This is a genomic window from Alcaligenes sp. SJTW-7, assembly GCF_047716895.1.
Lineage (GTDB): Bacteria > Pseudomonadota > Gammaproteobacteria > Burkholderiales > Burkholderiaceae_B > Alcaligenes > Alcaligenes ammonioxydans.
In genome coordinates, this window is the sequence record NZ_CP136682.1 from 1,256,630 (window position 1) to 1,282,765 (window position 26,136).

Below are 26,136 nucleotides of genomic sequence, written 5' to 3' on the forward strand. Positions count from 1 at the left end.
AGGTCAGCACCGGCTATGGCCGGTCTGACCTGAATTCGTGCACTTAAGGGGCTCAATATGTTGATTTGGAACTGGGTAGAGCAAACCTTGCGTAGCTACCCTGAGTTGGCCATTTTTTTGGCATTGGCAGCTGGGTATTGGGTAGGCGGAAGAAAACTAGGCAGTTTTAGTCTGGGCTCGGTTACTGGAACCTTGCTGGCGGGCGTGCTGATTGGACAGCTCGACATCGAGATCTCATCGCAGATCAAATCCGTCTTTTTCATTATGTTTTTGTTTTCGGTGGGCTTTGGCGTCGGGCCGCAGTTTGTGCGGGGGGTGGCCAACGATGGTCTGCCTCAGGCAGTGTTTGCCGTTGTCGTGTCGTGCTTGTGTTTATTGTTCGTCTATCTGGCCGCGGTGCTGTCGGGCTATGGCCCCGGCCTGGCAGCCGGTTTACTGGCCGGCTCACAAACGATCTCCGCTTCCATCGGTTTGGCCACCAACGCGATCAATCGACTGGAGTTGTCGCCAACGGAGATACAGGCCCAACTGGATGCCATCCCAGTAGCCTATGCGGTCACCTACTTGTTCGGCACCTTGGGCACCGGCTGGGTCATTGCTTACCTTGGGCCCAAGTTGCTTGGCATTGACCTGCAAAAAGAGTGTGCTCGTTATGAGAAAGAAATGTCGGCCGGAGCCCCCGAGGGCGGCATTCAATCGGCATGGCATCAGCACATTGTTCGTGCTTACGAGTTGAGCACACCGAACTTTATTGCTGGCAAGACCGTTAAACAAGCTGAAGCCCTGTCTGGTGAGCGACTTTTTTTAGAGAATCTTCGTCGCGATGGAAAGATTATTCCGTTTGACGACAATACCTTATTGCAAGTGGGCGATATCGTTGCGGTTTCAGGGCGTCATGAGGCCTTGGTTGACTGGTCCAACCGCGCCGAGGAAGTGGCCGATAGGGAGTTGCTGCAAATTCCTATTGAGTCGATTGATATGGTCGTCACGAGCAAGGCGGCAAACAATCAAACATTACTGGAGCTCTCCAAACGAGCCGAGGCACGGGGTGTGTATGTGACGCGTATTCGTCGAGGCTCTATGGGCGTTGATATTCCCGTACAGGCGCAAACCAAGCTGCACCGGGGCGATATTGTCAGCATCAGTGGTAGCCGCAAGCACGTGGAGGCGGTTATTGACGCTTTTGGCTTTGCGGATCGCCCGACCAGTGTCACTGACATGGTGTTTGTTGGCTTTGGCATCGTCATTGGTGGTCTTGTAGGGGCCATTGTGGTGCCGGTGGCAGGGGTGCCCATCACATTGTCCACCTCGGGCGGCGCACTTATTGCCGGTTTGGTGTTCGGTTGGCTGCGTAGCTTTAAGCCCAAATTAGGCAGCGTCCCCAGTGCCACGCTCTGGTTCATGAACTCGGTAGGGCTGAATGTATTTATCGCCGTCGTGGGGATCACGGCTGGTCCGACATTTATTCACGGTGTAAAGCAGGTGGGTATAGAGCTGTTCTTCTGGGGCATATTCGCGACAGCAACCCCGATGATTCTTGCTCCTTTTATCGGTAAATATATTTTTCGCTTTGATCCTGCGATTAATTTGGGGTGTTGCGGCGGTGCGCGCACAAGCACTGCCTCGGTGGCGATGGTTGCCGATGTCGCAAAAAGCAATGTGCCGATGCTCGGTTATACGGTGCCGTATGCGATCAGCAATACCTTACTGACCCTTTGGGGCATGGTGATCGTGCTGTTGATGAAATAAGACCCTTGTACTTATCGATCGCCATGCGGCTTTGACAGATCAGTGCGGCATGTGATGAATGCGCTGGCCGGTGACCGGGACTCAGGTCATTGGCCAGCCGTGCGAATGTCATGCCGGTAGTGTTCGCGACCGTTGCTGTATCTATTTTTTATAAATAGCTTTTGTTTCAACCGACTACTAAAGGGAATCCATGCCTCTACACGCCAAGGATGATATCCGCAATGACCTTCTCGATGACGTTTACGCGTCCACCGATTTGTCGGTCTCCATGCCCAAGTACAAAATGCCCGAACATGAGCACGCTCCCAGGCACGCGTACCAGGTAGTCCACGATGAGCTGATGCTCGACGGTAACTCCCGTCAGAATCTGGCGACGTTTTGCCAGACCTGGGTTGAGGAGGAGGTCCACAAGCTGATGGACGAGTCAATCGACAAAAACATGATTGACAAAGATGAGTATCCCCAGACGGCCGAAATCGAGTCACGCTGCGTGCACATGCTTGCTGACTTGTGGAACTCTCCGGACGCGAAGAACACCTTGGGTTGCTCGACCACGGGCTCCTCCGAGGCCGCCATGCTCGGGGGGCTGGCACTTAAGTGGGCATGGCGCAAGAAGCGCAGCGCGGCAGGACTTTCGACCGATAAGCCCAATCTGGTTTGCGGTCCTGTGCAAATTTGTTGGCATAAATTTGCGCGTTATTTCGATGTGGAATTGCGTGAAATTCCCATGGAAGAGGGTCGGCTCATTATGAGTGCCGAAGAAGTATTAAAACGCGTCGATGAAAACACCATTGGTGTGGTGCCCACCTTGGGTGTCACCTTCACCTGCGAGTACGAGCCGGTCAAGCAGGTTCATGATGCCTTGGATAAATTGCAGCAAGACACGGGGCTGGATATCCCGATTCACGTTGACGGTGCCAGTGGCGGGTTTCTGGCTCCCTTTTGTGCCCCTCAATTGCAGTGGGATTTTCGTCTTCCTCGTGTGGTGTCGATAAACACCTCGGGTCATAAGTTTGGGCTTGCCCCCCTGGGGGTAGGTTGGGTGCTCTGGCGTGATGCCGCCCATCTTCCTGAAGAGTTGATATTCAATGTGAACTATTTGGGTGGCAACATGCCGACCTTTGCATTGAATTTTTCCAGGCCTGGCGGCCAGATCGTGGCCCAGTACTACAACTTTTTGCGTCTTGGCAAAGCGGGCTATCGTCGTATTCAGAACGCTTGCTATGACACGGCACGTTATCTTGCGAGCGAGATTGGCAAGTTGGGTCCGTTTGAGATCTTGTTTGACGGTGACCCTGATAAAGGTATTCCAGCCTTGTGCTGGAAGATCAAGGACGGCGCGAACCCGGGTTTCAATCTGTATGACTTGGCCGATCGCTTACGTTCGCGCGGTTGGCAAGTACCTGCGTACTCCATGCCGGCCAATCGCCAGGACCTGGTGATCCAACGCATCCTGGTGCGCCATGGTGTGACGCGTGACCTGGCTTCCCTATTGCTGGATGACTTCCGTCGTTGCCTGGATTATTTCTCCTCCCATCCCGTTGCCGTACAGGGGCAGCAGGACGAGTCTGGCGGTTTTCATCACTAACTTGACGCGGTGAACCCTCTGTAAAAACGATGTGCTCAGGCGTGGAATCTTCTTTTTGAGAGGTTCCACCAAATGAGCGTGTCGAAATTTGCGGGGGCTAGCCAGGTTCTGGAGGCCATCCAGCATCTGCTAGCCGTTTGGGCACGATGCAGGGTGCACGCAGGCTTGGTTGCAACCCCAGGCATGTATGGCGGATATATCGAGAACTTAATCTGAGTAGCGCAAGCGGCTTCATAAAGTGCGCCTATCAGTTGCTTTCGGTATGGGAAAGCGAAACCATTGATTTTATGAGTATGATTGTTGGGTTTCAATGGTTTTAGATTAGCTGGTGCCGATGAAAGGAATCGAACCCTCGACCTTCTCATTACGAATGAGCTGCTCTACCGACTGAGCTACATCGGCTAACCTAAGACGATAAGTATATCCTGTTTCTTTCTGGTTTGTAAATTCTCTGTGCGCATGAAAGGTGCAACATGCTATGTTGAGCGTTTTCAGCCTGTTAAGGGGATGATGATGCTAGGGATCAAGATTGGTTTGGTGGTAGCGGCTTTCTTGCCTTGGTTGGCCGCCATTTGTGCCAAGGCGGGGGGTTCAGGTTTTGATAATCATGACCCGCGGCCCTGGCTGGCGGGGTTGACAGGCTGGCGGGCGCGCGCCAATGCGGCTCAGGCCAATGCGTTTGAGGCCTTGCCTTTCTTTTTTGCGGCGGTGTTGTTGGCGTTGTGGTCAGGAGCCGATCCTCTGCGTGTGCAAAGTCTGATGATTTCCTGGATTGTGCTGCGTGTTTTGTATTTGCTGATGTACATCATGAACAAGGCAGCCTTGCGCTCCTTGGTCTGGTTCCTGGCCGTCGTGGTCAATATCTGGATTGTGTTTTTGCCCGTATTGCGGACTTGAGATACGGCGCTGGGCATGCTGGGCACCTTATGAAACCGGTGTTCAGCACGCCCTTGAGATGCTTGATGGTGAAGACGAGCAGGCCAGCCATAAGGCCGGCCTGTTTTTATTTGTTGGTGCTTTCCTGGTCTTCTGCTTCAATCCGGGCGCTGATGGCCGAGGGAAACAGATCCCAGCATGCGATGAACATGGCGGCGATCAGCGGGCCGATCACAAAGCCGTTCAGGCCGAAAATCGACAAACCGCCCAGGGTGGAGATCAAGATCACGTAGTCCGGGATCTTGGTGTCTTTGCCGACCAGCAAAGGGCGCAGCAGGTTGTCGACCAGCCCAATGACCATAATGCCAAAAGTAGTCAGGATAATCCCGGGGACGTAGTGCCCCGAGACGAAAAAGTAGATGGCAACGGGAGCCCAGATCAGCGATGCGCCCACGGCGGGCAGCAAGGAAAGCACAGCCATCAGGACACCCCAGAACAGAGCGCCCTGAATGTCCAGGAACCAGAACATGACGCCGCCCAGCGCACCTTGTGTGGCGGCCACCGCAATATTGCCTTTGACGGTGGCGCGTACCACGGTGGTGAACTTGCGGAAAAGATGAGTCTTTTGGTTCTCGCTCAGTGGAATCAACTGACGGTAGTGACGGCCTAGCTCTACCCCGTCGCGCAGCAGGAAAAACAGCATGTACAGCATGATGCCCAGGCTGACCAGGAACTGGAAGGTGTTCTGGCCGACATTGAGCGCCTGTTTGGTCAGGAACTGGCCGCCCTGAACGGCGAACTGCGAAAACTTTTCTTGCAGGGAAGCGGTGTCATGCAGGCCAAAGCGGGCGGCAAAGTCAAGGACGCTGGGGGGGAGGGCACTGAGGATCTTTTGTAGATAGGCTCCGGGATTTAACTGGCCACTGTTCATCAGATCGTATAAGGAGGCGATCTGCTGCACCAGGGATATAGAGATCAGGATGACCGGAATAATGACAATCAGGATAATGATCAGCAGACTGATCAGGGCTGACAGGGAACGGCGGCCTTTGGTTTTGGCCAGGAGTTTGCGCTGCAGGGGGGCAAACAAAATGGCCAGCACCGCTCCCCAGAATACCGCGCCATAAAAAGGAAGAAGTATCCAGACAAAGGCGGCGGAGACTGCGGCCAGCAAAAGCAAAAAAGTATGGAATTGTAGATTTGGCCGGGTGGACATGGAAGTTTTCCATTAGCGTGAATTTGAGGCGATTGTAAGGGGGAATCCTGACTGCCGGAGTGAATCTTGGTATCTGTTTATTGGGTTTCTGCTGACGTTAAAACACGCCTGCGCCCTTCTTGTTTGTCACGGCGGGGGCAAATCGGCGGGCAGGGGCTGGGCCCCTGAGGTCAGCGCTTGGCCTGACGGGCCAGTTCCAGGTAATGGCTGGCGCGCCAGATGTGCTGGCTGCTGCGCTCAAACCAGCGGTGAGTATCTGTGATTCGCAACGTGCGCGAGACATCGTCCTGTCCTTGGGGGGCAGCCAGAAGCTGGCCGCGTACCGTATCCAGCAATTGGGCCTGAGACTGAGCCCGAATCTGCATTTGCTCCTGCCAGTCAACGGGGGCTTGTGCATGCAGGCTTTGCTGAGCCAATGTAGTCAGTTCTGACGCCAGGCTCCGGGCGTGCTGGTAGCGTTGGTCCAGCAGATCCGTGCCCGGCTGGTACTGTAAGCGGCCACGCAGGCGCTGCATATGATCGATGGCATGCAAAAGCGCGCTGATGTGGGCGGCCACTGCTGGATCATCCGCCGCGCTGGGAATGCGCAAGACAAACTCGTAAGCCTGATCGAGTACAGTCCCGATCTGCTGCAGATCGGTTGCTGCCGTATCGGGGCGGCTCATGGCCAGACTGTGCTGATACAGGTTCAGCAAACGTTGTGCCTGCTCTTGCAAGGTGCGTTGTGTGGTCTCCAGTGCCAGGGCAGGCACTTGCAGCAGGCTGTCGTCCAGATGATGCGGGGGGCGAGCAGCCCGGTCAGGCACCAGCTTTTGTACCCAGCGGGCAAAAGGCTGGGTAAAGGGCAGGCACAAGGCGGCGCCCAAGCCAATGAACAGGCTGTGAAAGGCCGCCAGGCCCAGGGCTCCGGGAGAGGTATTGATATAAGAGCCGGTGGCGTACATGGCTTTGAGAAACAGCGGCAGAATCAGCAGGCCCAGCAAACCGGCAATGACGTTGAACAGGATATAGGCAATGGCTGTGCGTTTGGCATAGATTGTGCCGCCAATAGCGACCAGAACGCCAGTCAGGGTGGTGCCGATGGAGGCTCCCACGACGATGGCTGCCGCTTGGTCAAAGCTGATGGCTCCTGCATCCAGCGCGGTCAAGGTCATGGCGATGGCCGCCGTCGAGGACTGCAGCACCGCGGTCAGGGCCAGCCCGGTCAACATGATCAACAAGTGAGCGCCATAACCGCCGGCAGGCAAGTGGGCCAGGCTGAAGTTGGCCGCCAGACCTTGCATGCCATCCTGCAACATGCTCAAGCCCAGAAATAGGGTGCCGAAGCCGGCCAGGGCACGGCCCAGTTCCTTGTGACGACCCGGAGCCAGCAGTTTGAGCAAAGCCCCCAGACCGATTAATGGCAGGGTGTAAAAACCCAGATTCACTTTGAGCCCCAGGCCAGAAATGATCCAGCCGGTAGCGGTATTGCCAAGGCTGGCACCAATAACCACGCCAATGGCTTGTGTAAAGGAAATCAGCCCGGCACTGACAAACCCGATCAAGGTGACGGTCGTGGCTGTCGATGACTGGGCCAGTGCCGTAATCAGCGCCCCAGAGGCAAAGGCTTTGATGGGGCGACCGGTAAAAGCCAGCAGTATCTGTTTGAGGGAGCCGCCTGCAAACGCGACCAGTCCTTCGGACAGAAGCATCATGCCAATCAGGAACAGGCCAAGTCCCCCTAAAAAGGGGAAAAGAGTATCGAGCATAGAAGCGTGCGAACAACGGAATAATCGATAGGCCCAGGTGTGACAAACCCGGACAAAAGGTTGGATGCTGCATTATCGCCAGTTACGCTCGCAGATGGCGTGAAATTCTCCAGTGATGAACACGGCTTGTTCCTGACGACGAAGAGGGCATACGCAGTGCAGGCTCTTTGTATTGAATAAGAGCGTTGACGTTTTTAGTGCTGAGGAAAGAGCGCAGGTTCGAACACGTTGGGGAGCCGGCTCGCAGGGGCAGACGGCAGGGCGCTTTGAGGGCTGGGCAGGTATAGGGAGTTCATAGGTGGCATGTCTATGCCGTCCTGGCGCATCAGCGCTTGCGCACGACGAGTTTTATCCTTGATGCCTAACTGGAACGAGCTCAGGACTTAACGGTGCATACGCCGGTGCTGATCAAGAAAGATTATAAAGAGTGGCGGGGTACGTGATTGAGGTAGAGGATGGAGGGAGAGAGAGCCGAGCGTTTTACTCCTGATAACTGACAAAAGGAGATCGCCTGCGCTCAAAAGCTGCGGGCCCTGGCATGGGGTAAACCGCGTTGCGGGATGGCTGGCGCGTCAATCCACGGGTTGCGCAGCGTCGATAAAGCGGGATCTGTGGGAGTCGGTCTATCACCCGCACGAGTAGGCACGGCTGATGATGGTTGTGATTGGCCCTATTGAATGAACGAGGAACTTGGTTCAGGCCAGATGTAGAAAAGCCCAGCTGCTTGCGTAGCTGGGCTTTGGTATTTTTGGCTCCCCGACCAGGGCTCGAACCTGGGACCTGCGGATTAACAGTCCGTCGCTCTACCGACTGAGCTATCGGGGACCAGCAAAGAAAATAATTATAGAGTGAAGGTTGCGGGTTTGTAAAGCGTTATTTTTAGAAAAAGTGAATTTCATCGACGCAAACTGGGGAGCAGGCTTGGCAATAGGCGTAAATCCTGAGTTTTTCGGCAGGAACATACCGTCCGGTCAATGAATCAGTCAAGCCGATTTGTAGCATATGGTTGCAAGCCGTTTGTTTAAAGGCTTTGCGGCTTGCTAGCTGGCTTTTGGAAAATTCTCGGCAGATGAGAAAACTAGGGAAAATGCGGATAAAACCCCGCAAATATGCGAGTTCCAGTTGATTGACATCAATATTGTTTATGTCTGAAATATAAATGCTTGCAGTATATGGGTCTCAACTATCCAGCCTGTTTTGAGCCGCGTCTCAAGATGTGCCGGTTGGGGTGTTTTGCTGTCAAGACAGAGGAGGGAGTGCAGTGAGCTCGTGCCGGGACTTTTTGTCGGCAGGCTGGCTCAGCACTTGAACAACAAGGCCGGAAAAAATCATAAGTCCTCCGGCATTCAGACGTTTACAGAGAACAGAGAACATGAAAAAAACTATCTTGGCAGCTTTGCTGATGCCTGCACTGGCAGTTCCCGCTTTCGCTGCATCGAATGTGACCTTGTATGGCGTGGTCGATACGGGCCTGGGGTACGAACAATGGAAAGGGGACGACATGAAGGGAGGGGCAGGCAAACGCAGTCGTTTTGGCTTGTATGACCAGGGTTGGATGGGTAACCGCTGGGGGCTGATGGGCAGCGAGGATCTGGGCGGCGGGCTCAAGGCCAACTTCATGCTGGAAAGCGGCTTTGATCTGGGCACTGGCAATCTGCGCCAAGGCCGCTTGTTCGGCCGTCAGGCAAGTCTGGGTTTGAGCGGTGAGTCTTGGGGGCGTGTTGACCTGGGTCGTCAGACGACGGTCACTTCCCTGTATGTGGCGGGGGTAGCCAGCCCGTTTGGTGGCAATGGCTATCAGTACGGCGTCGGGGCGGCATTTGATTCGGCCAATACGGTTCGCTATGACAATATGGTGGCTTATCAGAGCCCCGAGTTCTCCGGTTTTCAGTTCGGTGCGGGTTACTCGTTCAACACCAATGGACCTCAGCAGTGGGATCGCAGTGGTTTGAGTGGCAATGCCATCAACAGCGATGAGGCCAACGTGAAAGCCGTCAGCGTGGCCATGCGCTATACCAATGGTCCCTTGAAAGCCGCGCTGAGCTTTGACCAGGCCCGTTATGGTTCTGCTCGCGAGCGTGGCGGCAATCTGGTGGCGGCCCAAAGCGGGAATGTGAGTGCCTGGAATCTGGCTGCCAGCTACAAGTTCAGCTTTGCAACGCTGCATGCCGCTTTTGGTCAGAGCCGCAATGGGTATATTGGCGGCTCCTTGCAAACCGAGCAGTTTGGTCCCGGCTTGCATAAAGACCTCAAGGTCAACTCCTATGCGTTGGGCGTGACGGTACCGGCAGGCAAGGCAGGTTCTGTGCTGGCTTCCTGGACGATGGCTGATCCACGTTCGACACCGCGCAGCACGGATGATGCCAAGACCCAACATGTGTTCAGCGCGGGCTATTTGCACAATTTGTCCAAGCGCACCAGCCTGTATGCAATTGGCTCTTACGCTCGCAACATCGGCTACTACAGCGACCTCAAGAGCACGGTTGCCACGGTGGGTGTGACGCACCGGTTCTGATCTTTCCGACTGATTCGGTCAATTTTGAGCCGGGGTAGTGCGTTAGCAGCGGCGGCGCCGGCTCAAGCAGGAGCGAAGTCAGGGGAAAGAGCCACAGCGGGCCTGCATCTCATGCAGGCCCGCTGTCTTTTTTGGGATCGGGTTTTGTTTGTCCAAATGTTAATGACGCGGTCTACGCGTGCCGCGTAACGGACAAAGACATGCACAAAAAAAATCAGCCCAACGCAAACGCGATGGGCTGATTTTGACGGTTTTCTTGGCTCCCCGACCAGGGCTCGAACCTGGGACCTGCGGATTAACAGTCCGTCGCTCTACCGACTGAGCTATCGGGGACCAGAGAAAAAGAATATAGCACGTATTTTGAAAAGTGTGCAAGTTTTTAGAGGGGAAAATGGCAAGGATCTGGGCGGGATGGCGGGTGGTCTGTTTTTTTGCTGCTCGCAGGCCGCCGTGGGGCGACTCTCAGCCCTCTGAACGCGCGTGCGCTTTGTGGGGCAGCATGGTCGTTGCACAGGGCAAAGAGTAGAATCGAATTCTTCTTGCTTTTATTGACTCTTTTTTCTGTCGGGGCCAGCGGCTGTTTTGCTGACAGTGTCGCCCTGCAAAGTGATGAATCTCCATGCAAGCTCGTCAAGGCCCCAGTGCGCAGCGCAGTTCCTTTTTGATTGGACTGGCGCTCTCAGGGGGCGGCTCTATCCTTTTCTCGGCCAAAGCGGTGGTGGCCAAGCTGACGTATCAATATGATGTCACTGCGCTGACCGTCATTGGGTTTCGGATGCTCCTGTCCTTGCCTTTTTTCCTGGCCATTGCCGTTTGGCAAATCCGCAAAGTACGACAGGGCAAGCTGGCGGCGTTAACCGGCCGTCAGAAGCTGGAACTGGTGGTGCTGGGTTTTCTGGGCTATTACCTGGCCAGTCTGCTGGATTTTATCGGGCTTGAGTACATTTCGGCAGGACTGGAGCGGCTGATTCTGTTTTTGTCGCCGACCTTTGTGCTGATGTTCTCGGCCATTTTCCTCAAGCGCCGTATTCTGCCCAAGCAATGGTTGGCCTTGGCGCTGGCTTATCTAGGGGTAGGGCTGGTCTTTATACAGGATCTGAGCCTGACAGGTGACGACGTTCTGCTGGGTGCATTGTGTGTGCTGGGCTCGGCTATTTCCTATGCCATCTATCTGATTGGCTCGGGTGAGTTGCTCAAATCCATTGGCTCCACGCGTCTGGTGGCGTACGCCATGTCATTTTCGGCGGTCTACACCCTGATTCACTTTTTCGCCGTGTTGGGCTGGCAGGGGCTGGTGCAGCCTGCGCCGGTCTACGGCCTGTCCATGATTCATGCGGTCTGCAATACGGTCTTGCCCACCTTCATGACCATGTGGGCCGTAGAGCGCATTGGCGCACCGATGAGTGCGCAGATGGGCTTGATCGGGCCGGTCTCGGTACTGTTTCTGGCCAACTGGTTTTTGGGGGAACCCATTACGCTCATGCAATTGCTGGGCACGGCCTTTGTGTTGAGCGGCGCGATGGTTTTGAGCCGCCGCTAGGCGCAGGCCGGGGCGGGCTTATTTCCCGCCTGCCAACCTTTTTTCAATTTCTTCGCGGTGCACGTCATACGTAGTGAAGCCGGCCAGGTTTTGCGGCATATTCAGCTTGTCCCGATGCTGCAGGGTTTGACGGATATCCTCCAGGCCACTGCGCCAGTGCTCGCGCATGGTTGTGCGGCCAAACTGATAGTCCTTGTAATGCTGCTCGTAGGGCTGGTTGCGGTAAATCAGGTGCACTACGTTGTAGCGCTTGTTGCTGGCCAGTTCTTCCGCCAGGCGGCAGGGTAGCCGCTCTTTGCGCTGGTCCTCGGGGATCAGCGCCAGCAGTTCGGTCAGGATATGACGCATGTACTGCGAGTGGCGCATGTCCTCGGTCACCATACGTGTCCGGCTGGAGTAGCGGATTTCGTTCAAGCGGTCGCTGACCTCACCCATATTGGTTGGGACCGGTCCTCGAGCACTCCATAAATCCACTTGAAAGACCAGGGTGTCACGGCGGGGCGATTGATCCAGCACATAAGACAGTGGGGTATTGGAGACCAGACCCCCATCCCAGTAGTACTGGCCGTCAATTTCCACCGGGGCAAAGGCGGGGGGCAGAGCGCCCGAGGCCATGAAGTGCTCGGCCCGCAAGACGGTGCGATGGTTGTCAAAATAGACAAAGTTGCCCGTGCCCACATTGACCGCGCCCACTGAAATACGCTGACGCTTGTCGTTGATGCGATCAAAGTCGCATAGACGCTCCAGCGTGTCTTTCAGGGCACTGGTGTCATAGTAACTGGCTCCTTCGGGTACGCCCGGCGTGGCCTGCATAGGCGGGGGGAAGCGGGGACGGAAGAACCCGCGCTGGCCCAGAACGAGCGCATTGCTGGCATTAAAGGCGCTGATCGCCTCACGCATCATGTCGTTAATCCCAAAGAGCGCACGCTCCAGACAGGCTGGGCCAGACCAGCCGAAATAAGGTTCGCAAATGGTGTTCCAGAACTCGCGCAGACGCTCTACCTGGCGCTCGGGGGGATTGCCCGCAATAATCGCCGTGTTCAAGGCGCCAATCGAAATGCCGGACAGACAGTCGGGCTCGATTCCGGCTTCCAGCAATCCCTCGTACACACCGGCCTGATAGGCTCCCAAGGCACCGCCTCCTTGCAGTACCAAGGCGACAGTCTCGTAAGGGGGAAGATAGGATGGGCGGGCAAAATCGGGGGTATCTTGCGCTTGCGGCATGGGGGCAAGGTTCATGACAGGGCTCGGTTCAAGAGGGGCAAAAGATCGGGACTGGTGATCCCATCTGTTTGTGCTGCACTGCAGCAAGAATACCATTGCTGTGTGTCAGAACGCGGACCAGAATGCAAACTAGCGTCAATTTTCAGGAGACGAGGAGCCGGCTGGCGGGTTGTGCAGGTGTTGTGCAAAGGCGCTTAACACCTGACTGCGGTAGCGCTCTTTATGCAGCACCAGCGACAGACGACGTTTCAGATCCAGAAAGGGGGTATCCAGAATACGAAGTCGCTGATTGGCCACCGCATCCAGGGTGGCCGCCTGGGGAAGGCAGGCCAAGCCCAGTCCGGCGATGACCGCCTGTTTGATGGCCTCCACCTGGCCCAGCTCCATCAATACATGTCCACCGGGTAATGTATTCAAGGCTTGTTCGGTTAGTGCCCGCGAGGCTGAGCCCCGTTCGCGCATGATCCAGTTCATGCCTGCAAAGTCCTGTTTGTGCAGGGTGGTCCGGGTTGCCAGTGGGTGATCGGGGGCGGCGCAGACGACCAGCGCGTCCTCGCGCCAGATCCAGGTCTCCAGTTGGGGGTGGTTGACCGGCCCCTCTACGCAGGCAATATCGCAGCGGTGTTCCAGTAACTGGCTGATGATATTGGCCGTATTGTCGACCGATACATGTAAAGACACGCGCGGGTGCTGGCGTACAAACGACCCCACCAGATCGCCAATCAGGTAATTGCCCACGGTATTGCTGGCTCCGATGCGGATTTCACCGCGCAATTCACGTTCTTCCTGCTGGCTTTGCATCTCGCGCAAGCGCTCCAGAATTTCACGTGCATGCGGTAGCAACTGTTTGCCGCGACTGGTCAGTTGCATACGCCCCGGCGTGCGCTCGAACAAGGGGCTGTCCAGTTGCTTTTCCAGTTCGGCCAGCGCCATGCTGGCCGCCGGTTGGGATAGGTGAATCTGGGCCGCGCAGGCGCGCACGGTGCCTAAGGTGGCTATACCGACAAAGACTTCCAGTTGTCTGATGCTGATCGCGTTCATGATAAATAAAATTGATACTTACGATAAGTAATAATGAATTTTTTAATACTCGGGGTCAACCTAAAATTACTTTTACTTATTACCCTATCTGGAATGACACGATGAGCAGTGTGACCGATTTACCCGCCGCACCTACCGCCTTGAAGGCGCCGGACACATCGGGTTTCTCTCTGAAGCCGTCGCGTTGGTGGGGTTTTTTGTTGGCGGTGGCGGTGGGTGTCGCCGCCATGGGCCTGGGCAAGCTTTGGCCTTTGATTGGTGGCCCCGTCTTTGCCATTGTGCTCGGTATGGTGTTGCGTAACACGATGGGCGTGGCGACGCTGTTTCAGCCCGGCTTGCGCTTTTCGTCCAAAGTGTTGTTGCAGTGGTCAATTATCGGCCTGGGCTTTGGACTGAGCCTGCCGCAAGTAATGCGTACCGGTTTGGATTCTCTGGCGGTGACTTTGGTGACATTGACAGTGGCCTTTGTGACGGCTTTGCTGCTGGGCCGCGCTCTGGGGATTGCGTCCAAGCTGCGTACCCTGATCGGGGTGGGCACCGCGATTTGTGGCGGCTCGGCGATTGCGGCGGTCACTCCAATTCTCAAGCCTGAAGAGCATGAAACGGCGCTGGCGATCTCGACCATTTTTATTTTCAATATTGTGGCAGTGCTGGTGTTCCCCTTGGCCGGTCACATGATGAATATGTCGGATGCGGGCTTTGGGGTATGGGCTGGCACGGCGATCAACGATACCTCCTCGGTGGTGGCAGCTGGTTACAGTTACAGCCGTCAGGCAGGCGACCATGCCACGATCGTCAAGCTTACTCGCGCGACTCTGATCATTCCGATCTGTCTGATTCTGGCCGGGCTGGAAGTATGGCGCTCGCGTCAGGCCGGTCGGGATTTTGATCTGATGCGGGTGTTCCCCTGGTTCATTGTCTGGTTCATGGTGGCTTCAGCTGTGCGCTCGATGGGCTGGGTGCCCGTGCAATGGCTGGAACCGCTGCGTTTTATGGCTGAGTTCCTGATGGTGCTGGCATTGGCCGCTATTGGACTGTGTTCAGACCTGCGTGTGATGGCCCGAGCCGGTGTGCGACCTGCCTTGCTGGGACTGGGGGTGTGGATAGCGGTGGCCGTCAGCAGTTTGCTGGTTCAGCGCTGGATTGGCGTCTGGTAAAAAGCAACCGGAAAAAAACCTGGCCGTGGCTTAATCTGCCACGACCAGGTTTTTTTTGTGAGCAGCCGGCTGGTGCTCAGACGAACCAGGAAGCAGGGCTGCGGTAAATGGCCACGCCCACGATGTAGGCAAAGATCGCAATCGCGATCAGTGCCGCAACCCCCCGGCTGAAAGCCGTCTTGCCACGCTTGATGGCATAGCTGCCCACCACGATATACACGATCAGCAGCACGATTTTGGTAATGAGCCAGGGCTGATTGGCCGCGGCACCCAGCATGCCCGCCAATGCCAGGCCACAGACCAGCAAAACGGTGTCGATCACATGGGGGGCGATTCGTACAAAACGATGTTGCAGACAGGCAGAGCCACTGACTGACCAATAGGCCCGGATGATGAAAAACAAAATACTCAGCCCGGCGGCTGTCATGTGCAGGTGTTTGAGGACCATGTATGTCATGCCTGTTGTTTCCTTCTGAAGTTCAGGGTGCAGAAAAAGGCAGTATACGCAGGCTGGGCCTCAAAAGTTTTTCTGTGTCGGGGCTCACACTTGCCCCGACGCAAAAGTCCGCCGTACTTAGAGCAGATTGACAGGCAGTTTCAGATAGACCTGACCGTTGCTTTCGGGCTCGGGGAAGTGCCCCGCCCGGATATTGACCTGGATGGAGGGCAGGATCAGGCGCGGCATGCCCAGCGTTTTGTCCCGTGCCGTGCGCCGCTCGCAGAACTGCTCTTGGCTGATGCCGTCACGCACATGGATATTGCCTTCTTTTTGCGCTTGCACCGTGCAATGGGATTGAGGTTCGCGCCCTTCTGGCGGGTAGTCGTGACACATGAACAGGACGGTCTGTGCTGGCAGTGCCAGCAGGCGTTGAATGGATTGGTAAAGCTGACTGGCGCTGCCACCCGGAAAGTCACAACGGGCGGTGCCGACATCGGGCAAGAACAAGGTATCGCCCACAAATACACCCAGTCCCTGGACGTGATAGGCCATGTCCGCGGGCGTGTGACCAGGGACATGCAGGGCCTGAACCTGGAGGGCACCGATCTGGAAATACTCCTGGTCGCGAAACAAAGTATCAAACGGCGTGCCGTTGGCCTGAATTTCGGCCTCTATATTAAAGATACGGCTGAAGGTGGCCTGCACTTGCTTGATATGTTCACCAATCGCAATTTTCCCTCCGGTTCGCTCCTGAAGCCAGACCGCGGCAGATAAATGGTCGGCATGGGCATGGGTTTCCAGAATCCATTGCACCTGAAGTTGATGCTGCTGCACAAAGTCCAGCACCTGTTGAGCGGTGGCGGTGTGGCTGCGGCCCGAGGCCGCGTCATAGTCCAGCACCGAATCGATGATGGCGCATTCACGTTGGCCGGGCGCATAAACCACATAGGTGAAAGTGGCCGTATCGGTATGAAAGAAGCTGGCGACCTGGGGTTGGAGCATGTCAGACCTCGTGGTGCTTATAAAATATTAAAAAATATTATATAATAATATATATTGTGTTTTTGTAGAATGATATGAATCAAACTGAACTGGAAGCCTTGCGGCAGGTGGCTGGCCGTGCCAGCAGTCTGCTGGCTAGCCTGGCCAACCCCGACCGTCTGATGATTCTCTGCACCTTGGTGCAGGGGGAATGCAATGTGGGGGAGCTGGCTCAGCGTAGCGGTATTGCACAGCCTACCTTATCCCAGCAATTGACGGTATTGCGGCGGGAAAATCTCATTGCCAGCCGTAAAGAAGGCAAATACGTGTATTACCGCCTGGAAGATCCGGCGGTACTGGCTGTCATGCAGACGTTGTATGGAATTTTTTGCGCCCCGGGAGGCACTGATGATCACCATTGATTGGACTTCGTTTACCCCATGGAGCGCCCTGCTCGGGGGCGCCCTGATCGGTTTGGCAGCGGCCATTCTGGTGCTTTTTAATGGCCGTGTGTTCGGCATCTCCGGGCTGCTGTCGGGCACCTGGACCGGGCAGGCTGGTGACCGGGCCTGGCGTTGGATGGCGCTGCTGGGCATGGCGGCGGCCCCTTGGCTGTATCGCCTGATCGGCGAGACCGTACCCCCAGTACAAGCCCAGCCTTGGATGTGGGTCGTGGTGGCAGGCTTGCTGGTGGGGTTTGGCACCCGTTTGGGCTCGGGTTGCACCAGCGGGCATGGCGTGTGCGGTTTGTCACGCCTGTCACCGCGCTCATTGGTGGCGACCCTGGCTTTCATGGCCAGCGGTTTTTTGACTGTGTTTGTGTTGCGTCACGTGCTTTAAGGAGCCGCCATGCATTACTTCATCGCGTTGATTTCCGGCCTCATTTTTGGCTTGGGCTTATTGATTTCCGGCTTGGCGAACCCCAGCAAGGTTCTGGCGTTTCTGGACCTGGCGGGAGCCTGGGACCCGTCTTTGGCGTTGGTGATGGCAGCCGCTATTGCCGTGGCCATTATTCCTTTCAGCGTGGCGCGTCGTCGTCCTTGCGCGTTCGTGACGGGCCAGCCCATGAACCTGCCCAAGCAACGGCAGATCGATCGTCCACTGGTATTGGGCTCCTTGATCTTTGGGGCAGGGTGGGGGATTGCCGGCTTTTGCCCAGGGCCGGCAGTGGTGTTGGCAGCCTCCGGCGCTCCCTTGGCGCTTGTCTTTCTGGTCGCGATGCTGATCGGTATGGGGGTGGCAGGCCGGGTGCGCACTTAATTGTCGGGCTCACATGTGCGGCCCACGCGGGTTAACCCAAGTGGGTGCTGGGAGCCGGAACGTGATCCGGCTCCATATTGACCAGGCCTTGCAAAATACCGCAGTGCTCCAGGCCCCCGGCTTGTCCGCAACGGTGACGCAGTTCGGTCAACTGCTGTTGCAGATGCTCCAGCTCGGCAATTCGCACCGCCACATGTTCAATGTGTTCATCCAGCAGCTCGTTGACGGGGGCACAGTCCTGGGCTGGACCATCCATAAAGGCCAGCAGGCTGCGGATTTCCTCATGGGTCATATCCAGGCTGCGGCAATTGCGGATAAACCGCAGCCGCTCCAGATGAACCGGACGATACAAGCGGTAATTGCCTTCGCTGCGCTCAGGTTCGGGCAGTAGTCCGACCTTCTCGTAATAGCGGATTGTTTCCGTGTTGCAGTGGCTTTTTTCTGCCAGTTCACCAATTTTCATTGCTCTGCCTCCAGGGGGCTTGACCTTGTAGTTACTTTAGGCTTTCTACTGGGCTCATGCAAGCAGCGAGGAATTGCGATGACATCCGCTAACAAGACATCAAGGTTCGACAAAGGGCAGGGCGCAGCCAATGTTCGTCCGGCTGAGCACGACCATGCGCATAGCCACGATCATGAACACGCCGTTGGCGATCATAGTCATGACCATAGTCATGAGCATGATCAGGTTCGTCCAGACTCCCAGGCCCATGAAGGAGCGTGCTGCTCGAGCCCGGCTGTTGGCCCTACGGTGGCGCTGGCGGCCAGCACCGACACGCGGCTGGTGGTTCATATTGCCGATATGGACTGCCCGGCCGAAGAGAATATGATCCGTTCGGGTCTGAAACGTCTGGACCAGGTACAGAGTCTGGGCTTTGACCTGATGCAGCGTGTCCTGACCGTGGAGCATGCAGAAGGGGCACGCGACAAGGTATTGAATGCATTGCGCGGTTTGGGCTTTGAGCCTCGCATGGCTGACGAGGCGCCGGTGCCAGCAGCCTCGCCCCGCCAGGGACTGGTTCGCATTGTCGCTGCGGTGGTGCTGGCCTTGGGCGCCGAGATTAGCCATTGGCTGGCGGCCCCAGAGTGGCTGATTGTGGTTCTGGCTGGGGCGGCGATCCTGTCCGGCGGCGTGCAGGTGTACAAAAAGGGCTGGATTGCCTTGCGCAATGGTCAGCTCAATATCAATGCCTTGATGAGTATTGCCGTAACCGGCGCGGTGATTCTGGCACAGTGGCCGGAAGCAGCCATGGTTATGTCTTTGTTCAGCCTGGCAGAATGGATTGAGGCCCGCTCTCTGGATCGTGCTCGTAGTGCGGTCGACAGCTTGCTCAAGCTGGTACCCGATGAGGTGCTGGTCAGTACGGATGGTAGCCAATGGCAACGGATGCCGGCCAATCAGGTTCAGGCGGGTTGGCAGGTGCGCGTGGCGCCCGGGGAGCGTTTCGGCCTGGATGGCAAGGTCTTGCAAGGTGTAAGCACGGTTAATCAGGCTCCGATCACGGGCGAGAGTGCGCCCGTGGACAAGGCCCCCGGCGACGAGGTGTTTGCCGGGACGATTAATGGCATGGGCGAGCTGGTGTATCAGGTGCAGTCCGCGCACGATGAAACCTTGCTGGCTCGTATCACGCGCTCGGTTCAGGAAGCCCAAGCCAATAAGGCGCCCATTCAGCGTTTTGTGGATCAATTCTCGCGTGTCTACACCCCATTGGTGGTGCTTGCCGCGGTGGTGATGGCCTTGGCCTTGCCCCTGATGGGGGGGGTGAGCTGGACGGAGTCTGTGTATCGGGCTCTGGTCTTGCTGGTGATTGCCTGTCCTTGCGCTCTGGTGATTTCCACCCCGGTGGCGGTGGTCAGTGCTTTGGCGAGCGCCGCACGCGCCGGTATTTTGATCAAGGGGGGCGTGTATCTGGAGCGTGCCCGACAGTTGCGGTATCTGGCTGTGGACAAGACGGGCACATTGACCCTGGGCGAGCCTTCCTTGAGCGAATATGGCAGCCTGCGTCAGAGCCTGTCGGATGGTGATGTGCTGGACATGGCGCTTGCGTTGGCCGAGCGTTCTGACCACCCGGCCTCTCAGGCGATTGCACGAGGCCGTGTCAGTTCGGGCTCATTAAGCCTGGATCAGTTCGAGGCGATAGCGGGTAACGGTGTGCAGGCGCAAGGTGTGACGGGTCAATTGCGTTTGGGCAAGCGCAGTTGGGTGCTGGGATCCCATCAGGCCCAGACCAGCCCGGCCGAGCTGCAGGCCGTGCAAAGTGGTGCCACCATGGTGTATCTGGGGGACGAGCAAGGTTTGCTGGCCTGGTTCGCGATGAGCGATACGCTGCGTCCCACCACCACACAGGCGATCCGTGACTTGCAGGCGCTGGGTGTGCAGGTGGAGGTGCTCTCTGGTGACCATGAGCAAGCCGTGCGCCATGTGGCCCAGCAAGCCGGAATTCAGGATTTTCGAGGTGGTTTGCTGCCACAAGACAAGTTGGATCGGATCGAGGAAAAACTGGGTAAAGGCCTGGTAGCCATGGTGGGCGATGGCATCAACGATGCCCCCGCCCTGGCTCGTGCGGATGTGGGTATCGCCATGGGTGCTTTGGGTTCGGACATTGCGATCGAGACGGCCGATGTGGCTTTGATGGACGATGATCTGGGCAAGATTGCCGTGTTGATGCGTCAGTCCCGGGCTTTACACCTTGTGCTGTGGCAGAACATCAGCCTGGCCTTGGGCATCAAGGCTGTGTTCCTGGTGATGGCTCTGACCGGTCAGGCCACCATGTGGATGGCTGTGTTTGCCGACGTGGGGGCCAGCCTGCTGGTGGTATTGAACAGTTTGCGTCTGCTGCGTGCCCGGAACGCGTAACCCTCTTGTTTGCTAAAAAAACTCCACCTGATTGAGGTGGAGTTTTTTTATTGCCGGGCTGCCCCCCAACTCGGCTCCCCCTCTCGGTCAAAATGGGCTCCTTGGGGATGAGCTCTAACCCCCAGTAATGCATCACAGACTGCTGTGTGCCAGGCCAGTTTGAACGGCCTGCAGGTCGCGAGCTGGAGCGCAAGCCGCGGGCGCAGCATGGGGTTTCTTTTAAGCGTCATCAAATAAGGCCATCACTAACGTGAAGGTTGCGGCGTGCGCGGTAGTATCATTAAGACTCCATTTGAGTGTAGGCCCCGCTTGTTTCTCATCTGTGTCGAGCAGGCTGGGCATGATAAGGACGCGCGATGATTGCACTGCTGGAGGCGGGTCGAGCCGGATTTCTAGGGCGAAAATATTGGCTGAATAATGTGCTGGCCGGTTTGGTGGTGGGCGTGGTGGCCTTGCCGCTGGCCATGGCCTTTGCCATTGCCTCCGGGGTCAAGCCGGAGCAGGGTTTGTATACCGCCATTGTTGCAGGTCTGGCGGTTTCATTATTTGGCGGGAGTCGGGTTCAGATTGCAGGGCCTACGGGCGCTTTTATTGTGATCTTGTCCGGCGTGGTGGCGCAGCATGGCGTGGCCGGGCTGCAGATTGCCACCTTGATGGCCGGGGTGATTTTGCTGCTGCTGGGCCTGTTGCGCCTGGGGGCGGTGATCCGCTTCATCCCCGATCCGGTCATTGTGGGGTTTACGGCCGGTATAGGCGTGATTATCTGGGTAGGGCAGTGGCGGGATTTCTTCGGTCTGCCCGCCGTTCAAGGCCAGCACTTTCACGAAAAACTCTGGTTCCTGCTGCATAATCTGCCGTCTCTGGACTGGGCAACCACGCTGCTGGGGATGTTGTCCCTGGCTATTTTGATCGTTGTGCCCAAGATTCCGTCCCTGGCGCGCTTGCCTGGGCCCTTGGTGGCTTTGGTCTTCATCACCCTGCTGCAGGCCGTGCTTCGGTTTGAGTCTGTAGCGACCATCGGTTCCAGCTTTGGCGCCTTGCCCAGTGGCTTGCCCGCTTTCCAATGGCCGCAGATTACGCTGACCCGTGTGGTGGAGTTGATCGGGCCAGCTTTTGCTATCGCCATGTTGGGGGCGATCGAGTCTCTCCTGTCCGCAGTGGTGGCCGATTCGATGACAGGCTCACGCCACGACTCCAATCAGGAGCTGGTCGGCCAGGGGATTGCCAACGTGCTCTCACCCTTGTTTGGCGGGATTGCCGCCACGGGGGCGATAGCCCGTACCGCCACCAATATTCGCAATGGCGGTAACAGTCCCATTGCTGGTGTGGTGCATGCGATTTCTCTGGTGCTGGTCCTGCTGCTCTTGGCGCCTTTGGCCGCATATATTCCTTTGACGGTACTGGCTGCCATTTTGTTCATGGTGGCCTGGAATATGAGTCAGGCCAAGTTGCTGCTGCGTTTGCAGCGGCGCATGCCCCGGGCTGACCTGTTCATTTTGTGGGTGACATTTGCCCTGACCGTGTTCGCGGATCTGGTGGTGGCCGTCAATATCGGGGTGATCCTGGCCATGTTGTACGTGCTCAAACGCACCTCTGACGGGGTGCAGGTACGGGCGCTGGAAGGCCGTCGTTTGCAGCGGGCACTGGATGTGTCTTTTAGCCAGGAGCTGCGTCAGGATATCTCGGTGCTGACCCTGGAAGGTCCTTACTTTTTTGCCAGTGTTGAAGCAGTCAATCGCGCACTGCTGTCCGTGCCAGACCCAATTCGAGCGGTGGTCGTGCGCCTGAATTATGTGCCTTTTGTGGACGCCACTGCCATGCAGGCCCTGGAGTCTGCTCTGACAGAGCTGGAGCAGCGCAATGTCATGGTCGCCTTGTGCGAGGCTAATGAGAAAGTGACTCGCAAGCTGATTCGCATGGGCTTGTTCAAACAAATCCATGCCCAGCGTGTTTTCGATAGTTTGCAGACGGCCTGGGACAGTGTCAGCGCGACACTGGACCATCGGTCCGGTCAGGACAACGGGGCGGCAAGCTCGGACGTGCAAGCGGCCCCGTAGGCCTGGAGAGGGGGCTCGGTCACCGCTGGCTGTTGGCAATGACAGAAGGCTTAACGGAGCAGTTTGAACTCATCGTCACCCATAAAGGCATAGCGCAGGGCGTCGATCAAGGCCAGAAAGTAGGCCAGCGGGGACCAGATGGCAAATAAAACCAGGAACAGTAGGCCCATGCCGATCTGACCCAGGTAAAAACGGTGTACGCCCAGCCAGCCCAGGAAAATTGCCAGAACAATGGCAATCTTGCGATGGCTGTTGGGTTTGGTCAGCTCGTCTTTCTTGCTGGTTGAGATCCAGATGACCAGCGGGATGGTGATCAGAAGGGCGATCAATGCCTTGCCCCAGTGGACTGTCAGGTATTGCTGGACTTCACGCATCAGGTCGACGAAGTCATGAAACAGAAACCCCAGGTAGGACGCGAGGTAGCGGAGAATGGCTTCGCCAAAAGTCAGGCCCAGCATGACGATCAAAAAGATGGCAATGCCCAGAATGATTTTTTGCAGCATGGTGTTTCCGTCAAAAAAACAGCAGGTTCAATAAGTGCGGGCCTGACGCACGGCGTGCTCCCAACTGAGCATCAGGTTTTGCGCTTCATCGCGCGACATGGTCGGTTCAAAGATCCGGTCACACTGCCACAGCGATGCGATATCGGCTGGACCAGCGTACAGCCCGCTGCCCAGGCCCGCCAGGTAAGCGGCGCCCAAGGCCGTGGTTTCAATAGTAACGGGGCGCACGACGGGCAGGCCTAACAAGTCTGCCTGAAATTGCATCAGAAGATTATTCGCGCACGCGCCGCCATCTACGCGCAGCTCGTGCAGGGCCGGGCCGCCATTGGCTTGGACGTCACGATTCATGGCCTGCAATACCGCAGCGCTTTGATAGGCGATGCTGTCCAGGGCCGCGCGTGCAATGTGTGCCATGGTCGAGGCTCGTGTCAACCCGGTTATGGTCCCACGCGCCTGTGCATCCCAATAAGGCGCTCCCAGGCCGGTAAAGGCAGGCACCAGTCGCACACCCTGGGCATCGGGAACGCTGCGCGCCAGCGCTTCCACCTGAGCGCTGTGCTCCAGAGCACCCAGACCGTCGCGTAGCCACTGGACAACCGCGCCGCCGATGAACACGCTGCCTTCCAGCGCATAGGCGGGTGCGTCTTCATACTGGGCCGCGCTGGTGGCGATCAGCCCGTTTTGGGAATGGGGCACTTGCGAGCCACAGTGCATCAACAAAAAGCAGCCTGTTCCATAGGTGTTCTTCGCCATGCCTGGTGTGGTGCAGGCCTGGCCGAACAGGGCGCTTTGTTGGTCGCCCGCCACACCGCAGATAGGAATGGGGCTGCCCAGGACATCCGGGCTGCACCGGGCAAACTCCGAGGCGGAGCGCTGGACCTGGGGCAGGACGCTGGCAGGAATGTTGAACAGCTCCAGCAGCTCCTGATCCCACTGATGACGATGAATGTTGTAGAGCAGCGTGCGTGAGGCGTTGCTGACATCGGTGGCATGCACCTTGCCGCCGCTCAAGTGCCAGATCAGCCAGCTGTCGATGGTTCCAAAGGCCAGTTCGCCACGCTGTGCCCGTTCTCGGGTGCCGGGCAAGGTGTCCAGCAGCCAGCGCAGTTTGGAAGCGGAAAAATAGGCATCAATCGGCAGGCCAGTTTTTCCGGTAATGCGGGCTTCGTGCCCTTGCTCGCGCAACTGGGCGCAGAAGTCCTCGGCGCGCCTGTCTTGCCAGACAATGGCCTTGTGCAGGGCTTGTCCGGTTTGCCGGTCCCATAGCACGGTGGTTTCACGCTGATTGGTAATGCCGATAGCGTGAATGTCCTGGGGGCGTAGACCTGCCTGCTCGATTGCTTGTCGGGCGGTCCGAAACTGAGTGTCCAGAATTTCCTGGGGGTCGTGTTCCACCCAGTCTGTGCGCGGATAGTATTGTTGAGTTTCCTGCTGCGCCTTGGCCAGAATGCGGCCATCTGCCGCTACAACAAGGCTGCGCGAGCTGGAGGTTCCCTGATCGAGAGCAAGTAGGAATGTCATGCGAATGAGGCGGTAAAAGCGGAGCAGTCCACAGTGTACTGGCTCTGTGTGCTACTCGGGGGGGTGAGCACAGGAGGCGGACAAGTTTCACTGGACGGTAAAAGATCAGGGGCTAAAATCAGGGTAAATCCCGAGCCAGTCAGTGTTTTTTCGGGTGTCTGCTAATTTCAGGTCCAACTTTTATTTATGACTACATTAAGTTCCCCCTTATTGACCGATAGAGCCCAGATGCTGGGTGCCCTGGCGCGCACCACGCAGGTGGATATGGTCGTGATAGGGGGTGGCGCGACAGGACTGGGCGTGGCCCTGGATGCCGCCCTGCGCGGTTTGAGTGTGGTGGTGCTGGAAGCCTGGGATTTTGCCAAGGGCACGTCTTCGCGGGCCACCAAGCTGGTACACGGTGGGGTGCGTTATCTGGCCCAGGGCAATGTCAGTCTGGTGCGGGAGGCCTTGCGCGAACGCATGCATTTGCTGAGCAATGCGCCGCATCTGGCACAGCGCCTGCCTTTTGTCATGCCCAGCTACAAGTGCTGGGAAACCCCATTCTATGGGGTGGGTTTGATGGCATACGACGGTTTGGCGGGACGCGAGGGATTGGGGCATACCCAGTTTCTGAGTGCATCCAAAATCCGGCAGCTTTTGCCCGGAGCCCGGCAAAGTGGCTTGAAAGGGGGTGTCAAATATTGGGATGGTCAGTTTGACGATGCCCGTCTGGCCTTGGCGCTGGCTCGTACGGCAGCCTTAAAGGGGGCTTTGCTGATTAATTATTGCCCGGTGGTGGAGGTGATGCACCGGGAGGGCAAGGTCTCTGGCGTGCGTTGCCAGGACAAGGAAAGCGGTCAGGTTTATGAGATCCAGAGCTCTTGTGTCGTCAATGCCACTGGAGTGTGGGTCGACCAGATTCGGCAGCTGGATGCGCAGGAAGCTGGGCGCGAACTGCGGCCCATGGTCTCACCTAGTCAGGGCGTACACCTGGTCGTCGACCAGGAATTCTTGCCGGGTGAGCATGCATTGCTTGTGCCACGCACCCAGGATGGGCGGGTCTTGTTTGCTGTGCCCTGGCTGGGCAAACTGATTCTGGGCACAACCGATACGCCTAGAGACGATATCCCGTTGGAGCCGCGTCCTTTGGCTCAGGAAGTGGATTTTATTTTGAAGGAATCCGCGAACTATCTGCAAAAAGCGCCCACCGTACAGGATGTCCGCAGTATCTGGGTGGGGCTACGACCCTTGGTGCGTCCGGCTGCTGAGTCGGCCGCGGGACAGACGCAGTCCATCAGCCGCGAACATAGTATTACGGTGAGCGCCAATGGCCTGTTGACAGTGACGGGGGGGAAGTGGACAACCTACCGGGCCATGGCTGAAGACGTGCTGGAACGCTGTCAGCAGTCCGGCCTGCTGGGGCCCTTGCCGGCCTGTCGAACGCAGGACCAGCGTCTGGTGGGCGCTTCCTATGTGGGGGATCGGCGCGTTTTGGGCCGTACGCCCGGCTTGGATGCCTATGGCAGCGAGGCCGATTGGGTGCAGACGCTGCCGGGAGCCGATCAGGAGCTGGCTCCTGGTTTGAGCGTCGCCATGGTGCGCTTTGCCTGTCGCTTTGAATATGCCCGGACGGTTGAGGATGTGCTGGCCCGTCGTTCGCGTCTTTTGTTTCTGGACGCACGTCTGGCGCAGTCAATCGCCCCGGCGGTGGCGGCGATTATGCTGGAAGAAACAGGGCGTTCGCCGGAATTGGATGCCTTTTTGCAGTTGGCCGAGCAATACGCCACGGTGCCCACGTCATAAGCGCCTGTTCTGCTGCTGACAGGCCCTTGCCTGAGAGAACGTCAATGAAAAAAGAGCCTTGCTGACCAAGGCTCTTTTT

At 57.1% G+C, this 26,136-nt stretch carries 21 protein-coding genes and 3 tRNA genes; 12 read left to right on the plus strand and 12 right to left on the minus strand.

Annotated features, from left to right (window positions below; genetic code table 11):
• The first annotated feature begins 57 nt into the window (after positions 1 to 57).
• Both aspT and RSQ48_RS05545 read left to right on the plus strand, forming a co-directional pair.
• The gene (gene aspT / locus RSQ48_RS05540) at positions 58 to 1,749 is read left to right on the plus strand and encodes an aspartate-alanine antiporter (protein ID WP_003804740.1); all 1,692 of its coding nucleotides are present in this window, start codon (positions 58 to 60) and stop codon (positions 1,747 to 1,749) included.
• Positions 1,750 to 1,939: 190 nt separating this feature from the next.
• Positions 1,940 to 3,337 (plus strand): glutamate decarboxylase, encoded by a 1,398-nt coding sequence (locus tag RSQ48_RS05545; protein WP_003804739.1) that lies wholly within the window; start codon positions 1,940 to 1,942, stop codon positions 3,335 to 3,337.
• Between the two features lie 326 nt (positions 3,338 to 3,663).
• On the opposite strand, the gene RSQ48_RS05550 is transcribed toward RSQ48_RS05545, so the two are convergent.
• A tRNA-Thr gene (locus RSQ48_RS05550) sits at positions 3,664 to 3,739 on the minus strand.
• Between the two features lie 111 nt (positions 3,740 to 3,850).
• On the opposite strand from RSQ48_RS05550, the gene RSQ48_RS05555 reads away from it, so the two are divergent.
• On the plus strand, positions 3,851 to 4,234 hold the full coding sequence (locus tag RSQ48_RS05555) for an MAPEG family protein (protein ID WP_131071891.1): 384 nt from the start codon (positions 3,851 to 3,853) through the stop codon (positions 4,232 to 4,234).
• A gap of 106 nt (positions 4,235 to 4,340) precedes the next feature.
• Here the strand turns inward: RSQ48_RS05555 and RSQ48_RS05560 are convergent, their stop codons facing one another.
• The 3 genes from RSQ48_RS05560 to RSQ48_RS05570 form a co-directional block, all read right to left on the minus strand.
• Positions 4,341 to 5,429: an AI-2E family transporter gene (locus tag RSQ48_RS05560; protein WP_003804737.1), complete on the minus strand. Its 1,089-nt coding sequence runs from the start codon at positions 5,427 to 5,429 to the stop codon at positions 4,341 to 4,343.
• 170 nt (positions 5,430 to 5,599) lie between these two features.
• Positions 5,600 to 7,177: a Na/Pi symporter gene (locus RSQ48_RS05565; protein WP_039943999.1), complete on the minus strand. Its 1,578-nt coding sequence runs from the start codon at positions 7,175 to 7,177 to the stop codon at positions 5,600 to 5,602.
• Positions 7,178 to 7,926: 749 nt separating this feature from the next.
• A tRNA-Asn gene (locus RSQ48_RS05570) sits at positions 7,927 to 8,002 on the minus strand.
• Positions 8,003 to 8,549: 547 nt separating this feature from the next.
• Here RSQ48_RS05570 and RSQ48_RS05575 point away from each other — a divergent pair.
• Positions 8,550 to 9,692 carry a porin gene (locus RSQ48_RS05575; RefSeq protein WP_003804735.1) on the plus strand — a complete coding sequence of 381 codons (1,143 nt, stop codon included), beginning with the start codon at positions 8,550 to 8,552 and terminating at the stop codon, positions 9,690 to 9,692.
• A gap of 257 nt (positions 9,693 to 9,949) precedes the next feature.
• On the opposite strand, the gene RSQ48_RS05580 is transcribed toward RSQ48_RS05575, so the two are convergent.
• A tRNA-Asn gene (locus RSQ48_RS05580) sits at positions 9,950 to 10,025 on the minus strand.
• A gap of 286 nt (positions 10,026 to 10,311) precedes the next feature.
• Between RSQ48_RS05580 and RSQ48_RS05585 the strand changes: the two genes are divergently transcribed.
• The gene (locus tag RSQ48_RS05585; RefSeq protein WP_003804734.1) at positions 10,312 to 11,232 is read left to right on the plus strand and encodes a DMT family transporter; all 921 of its coding nucleotides are present in this window, start codon (positions 10,312 to 10,314) and stop codon (positions 11,230 to 11,232) included.
• An 18-nt stretch (positions 11,233 to 11,250) separates the two neighbouring features.
• On the opposite strand, the gene RSQ48_RS05590 is transcribed toward RSQ48_RS05585, so the two are convergent.
• Together RSQ48_RS05590 and RSQ48_RS05595 are read right to left on the minus strand one after the other, a co-directional pair.
• Positions 11,251 to 12,471 carry a DUF3734 domain-containing protein gene (locus tag RSQ48_RS05590; RefSeq protein WP_003804732.1) on the minus strand — a complete coding sequence of 407 codons (1,221 nt, stop codon included), beginning with the start codon at positions 12,469 to 12,471 and terminating at the stop codon, positions 11,251 to 11,253.
• A gap of 120 nt (positions 12,472 to 12,591) precedes the next feature.
• Positions 12,592 to 13,497 (minus strand): LysR substrate-binding domain-containing protein, encoded by a 906-nt coding sequence (locus RSQ48_RS05595; RefSeq protein WP_003804731.1) that lies wholly within the window; start codon positions 13,495 to 13,497, stop codon positions 12,592 to 12,594.
• A 101-nt stretch (positions 13,498 to 13,598) separates the two neighbouring features.
• Here RSQ48_RS05595 and RSQ48_RS05600 point away from each other — a divergent pair, with 101 nt between their 5' ends.
• Positions 13,599 to 14,654: a YeiH family protein gene (locus tag RSQ48_RS05600; RefSeq protein ID WP_003804730.1), complete on the plus strand. Its 1,056-nt coding sequence runs from the start codon at positions 13,599 to 13,601 to the stop codon at positions 14,652 to 14,654.
• Between the two features lie 76 nt (positions 14,655 to 14,730).
• Here RSQ48_RS05600 and RSQ48_RS05605 read toward each other — a convergent pair whose 3' ends face one another.
• On the minus strand, positions 14,731 to 15,111 hold the full coding sequence (locus tag RSQ48_RS05605; RefSeq protein WP_003804729.1) for a SirB2 family protein: 381 nt from the start codon (positions 15,109 to 15,111) through the stop codon (positions 14,731 to 14,733).
• Between the two features lie 117 nt (positions 15,112 to 15,228).
• The gene (locus tag RSQ48_RS05610; RefSeq protein ID WP_003804728.1) at positions 15,229 to 16,095 is read right to left on the minus strand and encodes an MBL fold metallo-hydrolase; all 867 of its coding nucleotides are present in this window, start codon (positions 16,093 to 16,095) and stop codon (positions 15,229 to 15,231) included.
• A gap of 74 nt (positions 16,096 to 16,169) precedes the next feature.
• Here RSQ48_RS05610 and RSQ48_RS05615 point away from each other — a divergent pair, with 74 nt between their 5' ends.
• Genes RSQ48_RS05615 through RSQ48_RS05625 form a run of 3 tightly spaced genes read left to right on the plus strand, consistent with a single transcriptional unit; the run spans position 16,170 to position 17,334 of the window.
• On the plus strand, positions 16,170 to 16,496 hold the full coding sequence (locus RSQ48_RS05615; protein ID WP_003804727.1) for an ArsR/SmtB family transcription factor: 327 nt from the start codon (positions 16,170 to 16,172) through the stop codon (positions 16,494 to 16,496).
• Entirely contained in the window at positions 16,486 to 16,914 is a 429-nt protein-coding gene (locus RSQ48_RS05620; RefSeq protein WP_059317953.1) for a YeeE/YedE family protein, read from the plus strand. The genes RSQ48_RS05615 and RSQ48_RS05620 overlap by 11 nt, the downstream gene beginning before the upstream one ends.
• Positions 16,915 to 16,923: 9 nt before the next feature.
• Positions 16,924 to 17,334, plus strand: coding sequence for a DUF6691 family protein (locus RSQ48_RS05625; protein WP_003804725.1), 411 nt, complete (start codon positions 16,924 to 16,926; stop codon positions 17,332 to 17,334).
• A 31-nt stretch (positions 17,335 to 17,365) separates the two neighbouring features.
• Here RSQ48_RS05625 and cadR read toward each other — a convergent pair whose 3' ends face one another.
• On the minus strand, positions 17,366 to 17,797 hold the full coding sequence (gene cadR / locus RSQ48_RS05630; protein ID WP_003804724.1) for a Cd(II)/Pb(II)-responsive transcriptional regulator: 432 nt from the start codon (positions 17,795 to 17,797) through the stop codon (positions 17,366 to 17,368).
• A 288-nt stretch (positions 17,798 to 18,085) separates the two neighbouring features.
• Here cadR and RSQ48_RS05635 point away from each other — a divergent pair, with 288 nt between their 5' ends.
• Together RSQ48_RS05635 and RSQ48_RS05640 are read left to right on the plus strand one after the other, a co-directional pair.
• Complete coding sequence (locus RSQ48_RS05635; protein ID WP_415302352.1) at positions 18,086 to 20,191, plus strand: heavy metal translocating P-type ATPase; 2,106 nt, start codon at positions 18,086 to 18,088, stop codon at positions 20,189 to 20,191.
• 356 nt (positions 20,192 to 20,547) lie between these two features.
• Positions 20,548 to 22,248 (plus strand): SulP family inorganic anion transporter, encoded by a 1,701-nt coding sequence (locus RSQ48_RS05640; protein ID WP_415302211.1) that lies wholly within the window; start codon positions 20,548 to 20,550, stop codon positions 22,246 to 22,248.
• A 50-nt stretch (positions 22,249 to 22,298) separates the two neighbouring features.
• Here RSQ48_RS05640 and RSQ48_RS05645 read toward each other — a convergent pair whose 3' ends face one another.
• Together RSQ48_RS05645 and glpK are read right to left on the minus strand one after the other, a co-directional pair.
• Complete coding sequence (locus RSQ48_RS05645) at positions 22,299 to 22,751, minus strand: TM2 domain-containing protein (RefSeq protein WP_003804721.1); 453 nt, start codon at positions 22,749 to 22,751, stop codon at positions 22,299 to 22,301.
• 27 nt (positions 22,752 to 22,778) lie between these two features.
• The gene (gene glpK, locus RSQ48_RS05650) at positions 22,779 to 24,272 is read right to left on the minus strand and encodes a glycerol kinase GlpK (protein ID WP_415302212.1); all 1,494 of its coding nucleotides are present in this window, start codon (positions 24,270 to 24,272) and stop codon (positions 22,779 to 22,781) included.
• A 186-nt stretch (positions 24,273 to 24,458) separates the two neighbouring features.
• Between glpK and RSQ48_RS05655 the strand changes: the two genes are divergently transcribed.
• Positions 24,459 to 26,057 (plus strand): glycerol-3-phosphate dehydrogenase/oxidase, encoded by a 1,599-nt coding sequence (locus RSQ48_RS05655; RefSeq protein WP_039943995.1) that lies wholly within the window; start codon positions 24,459 to 24,461, stop codon positions 26,055 to 26,057.
• Positions 26,058 to 26,136: the final 79 nt, after the last annotated feature.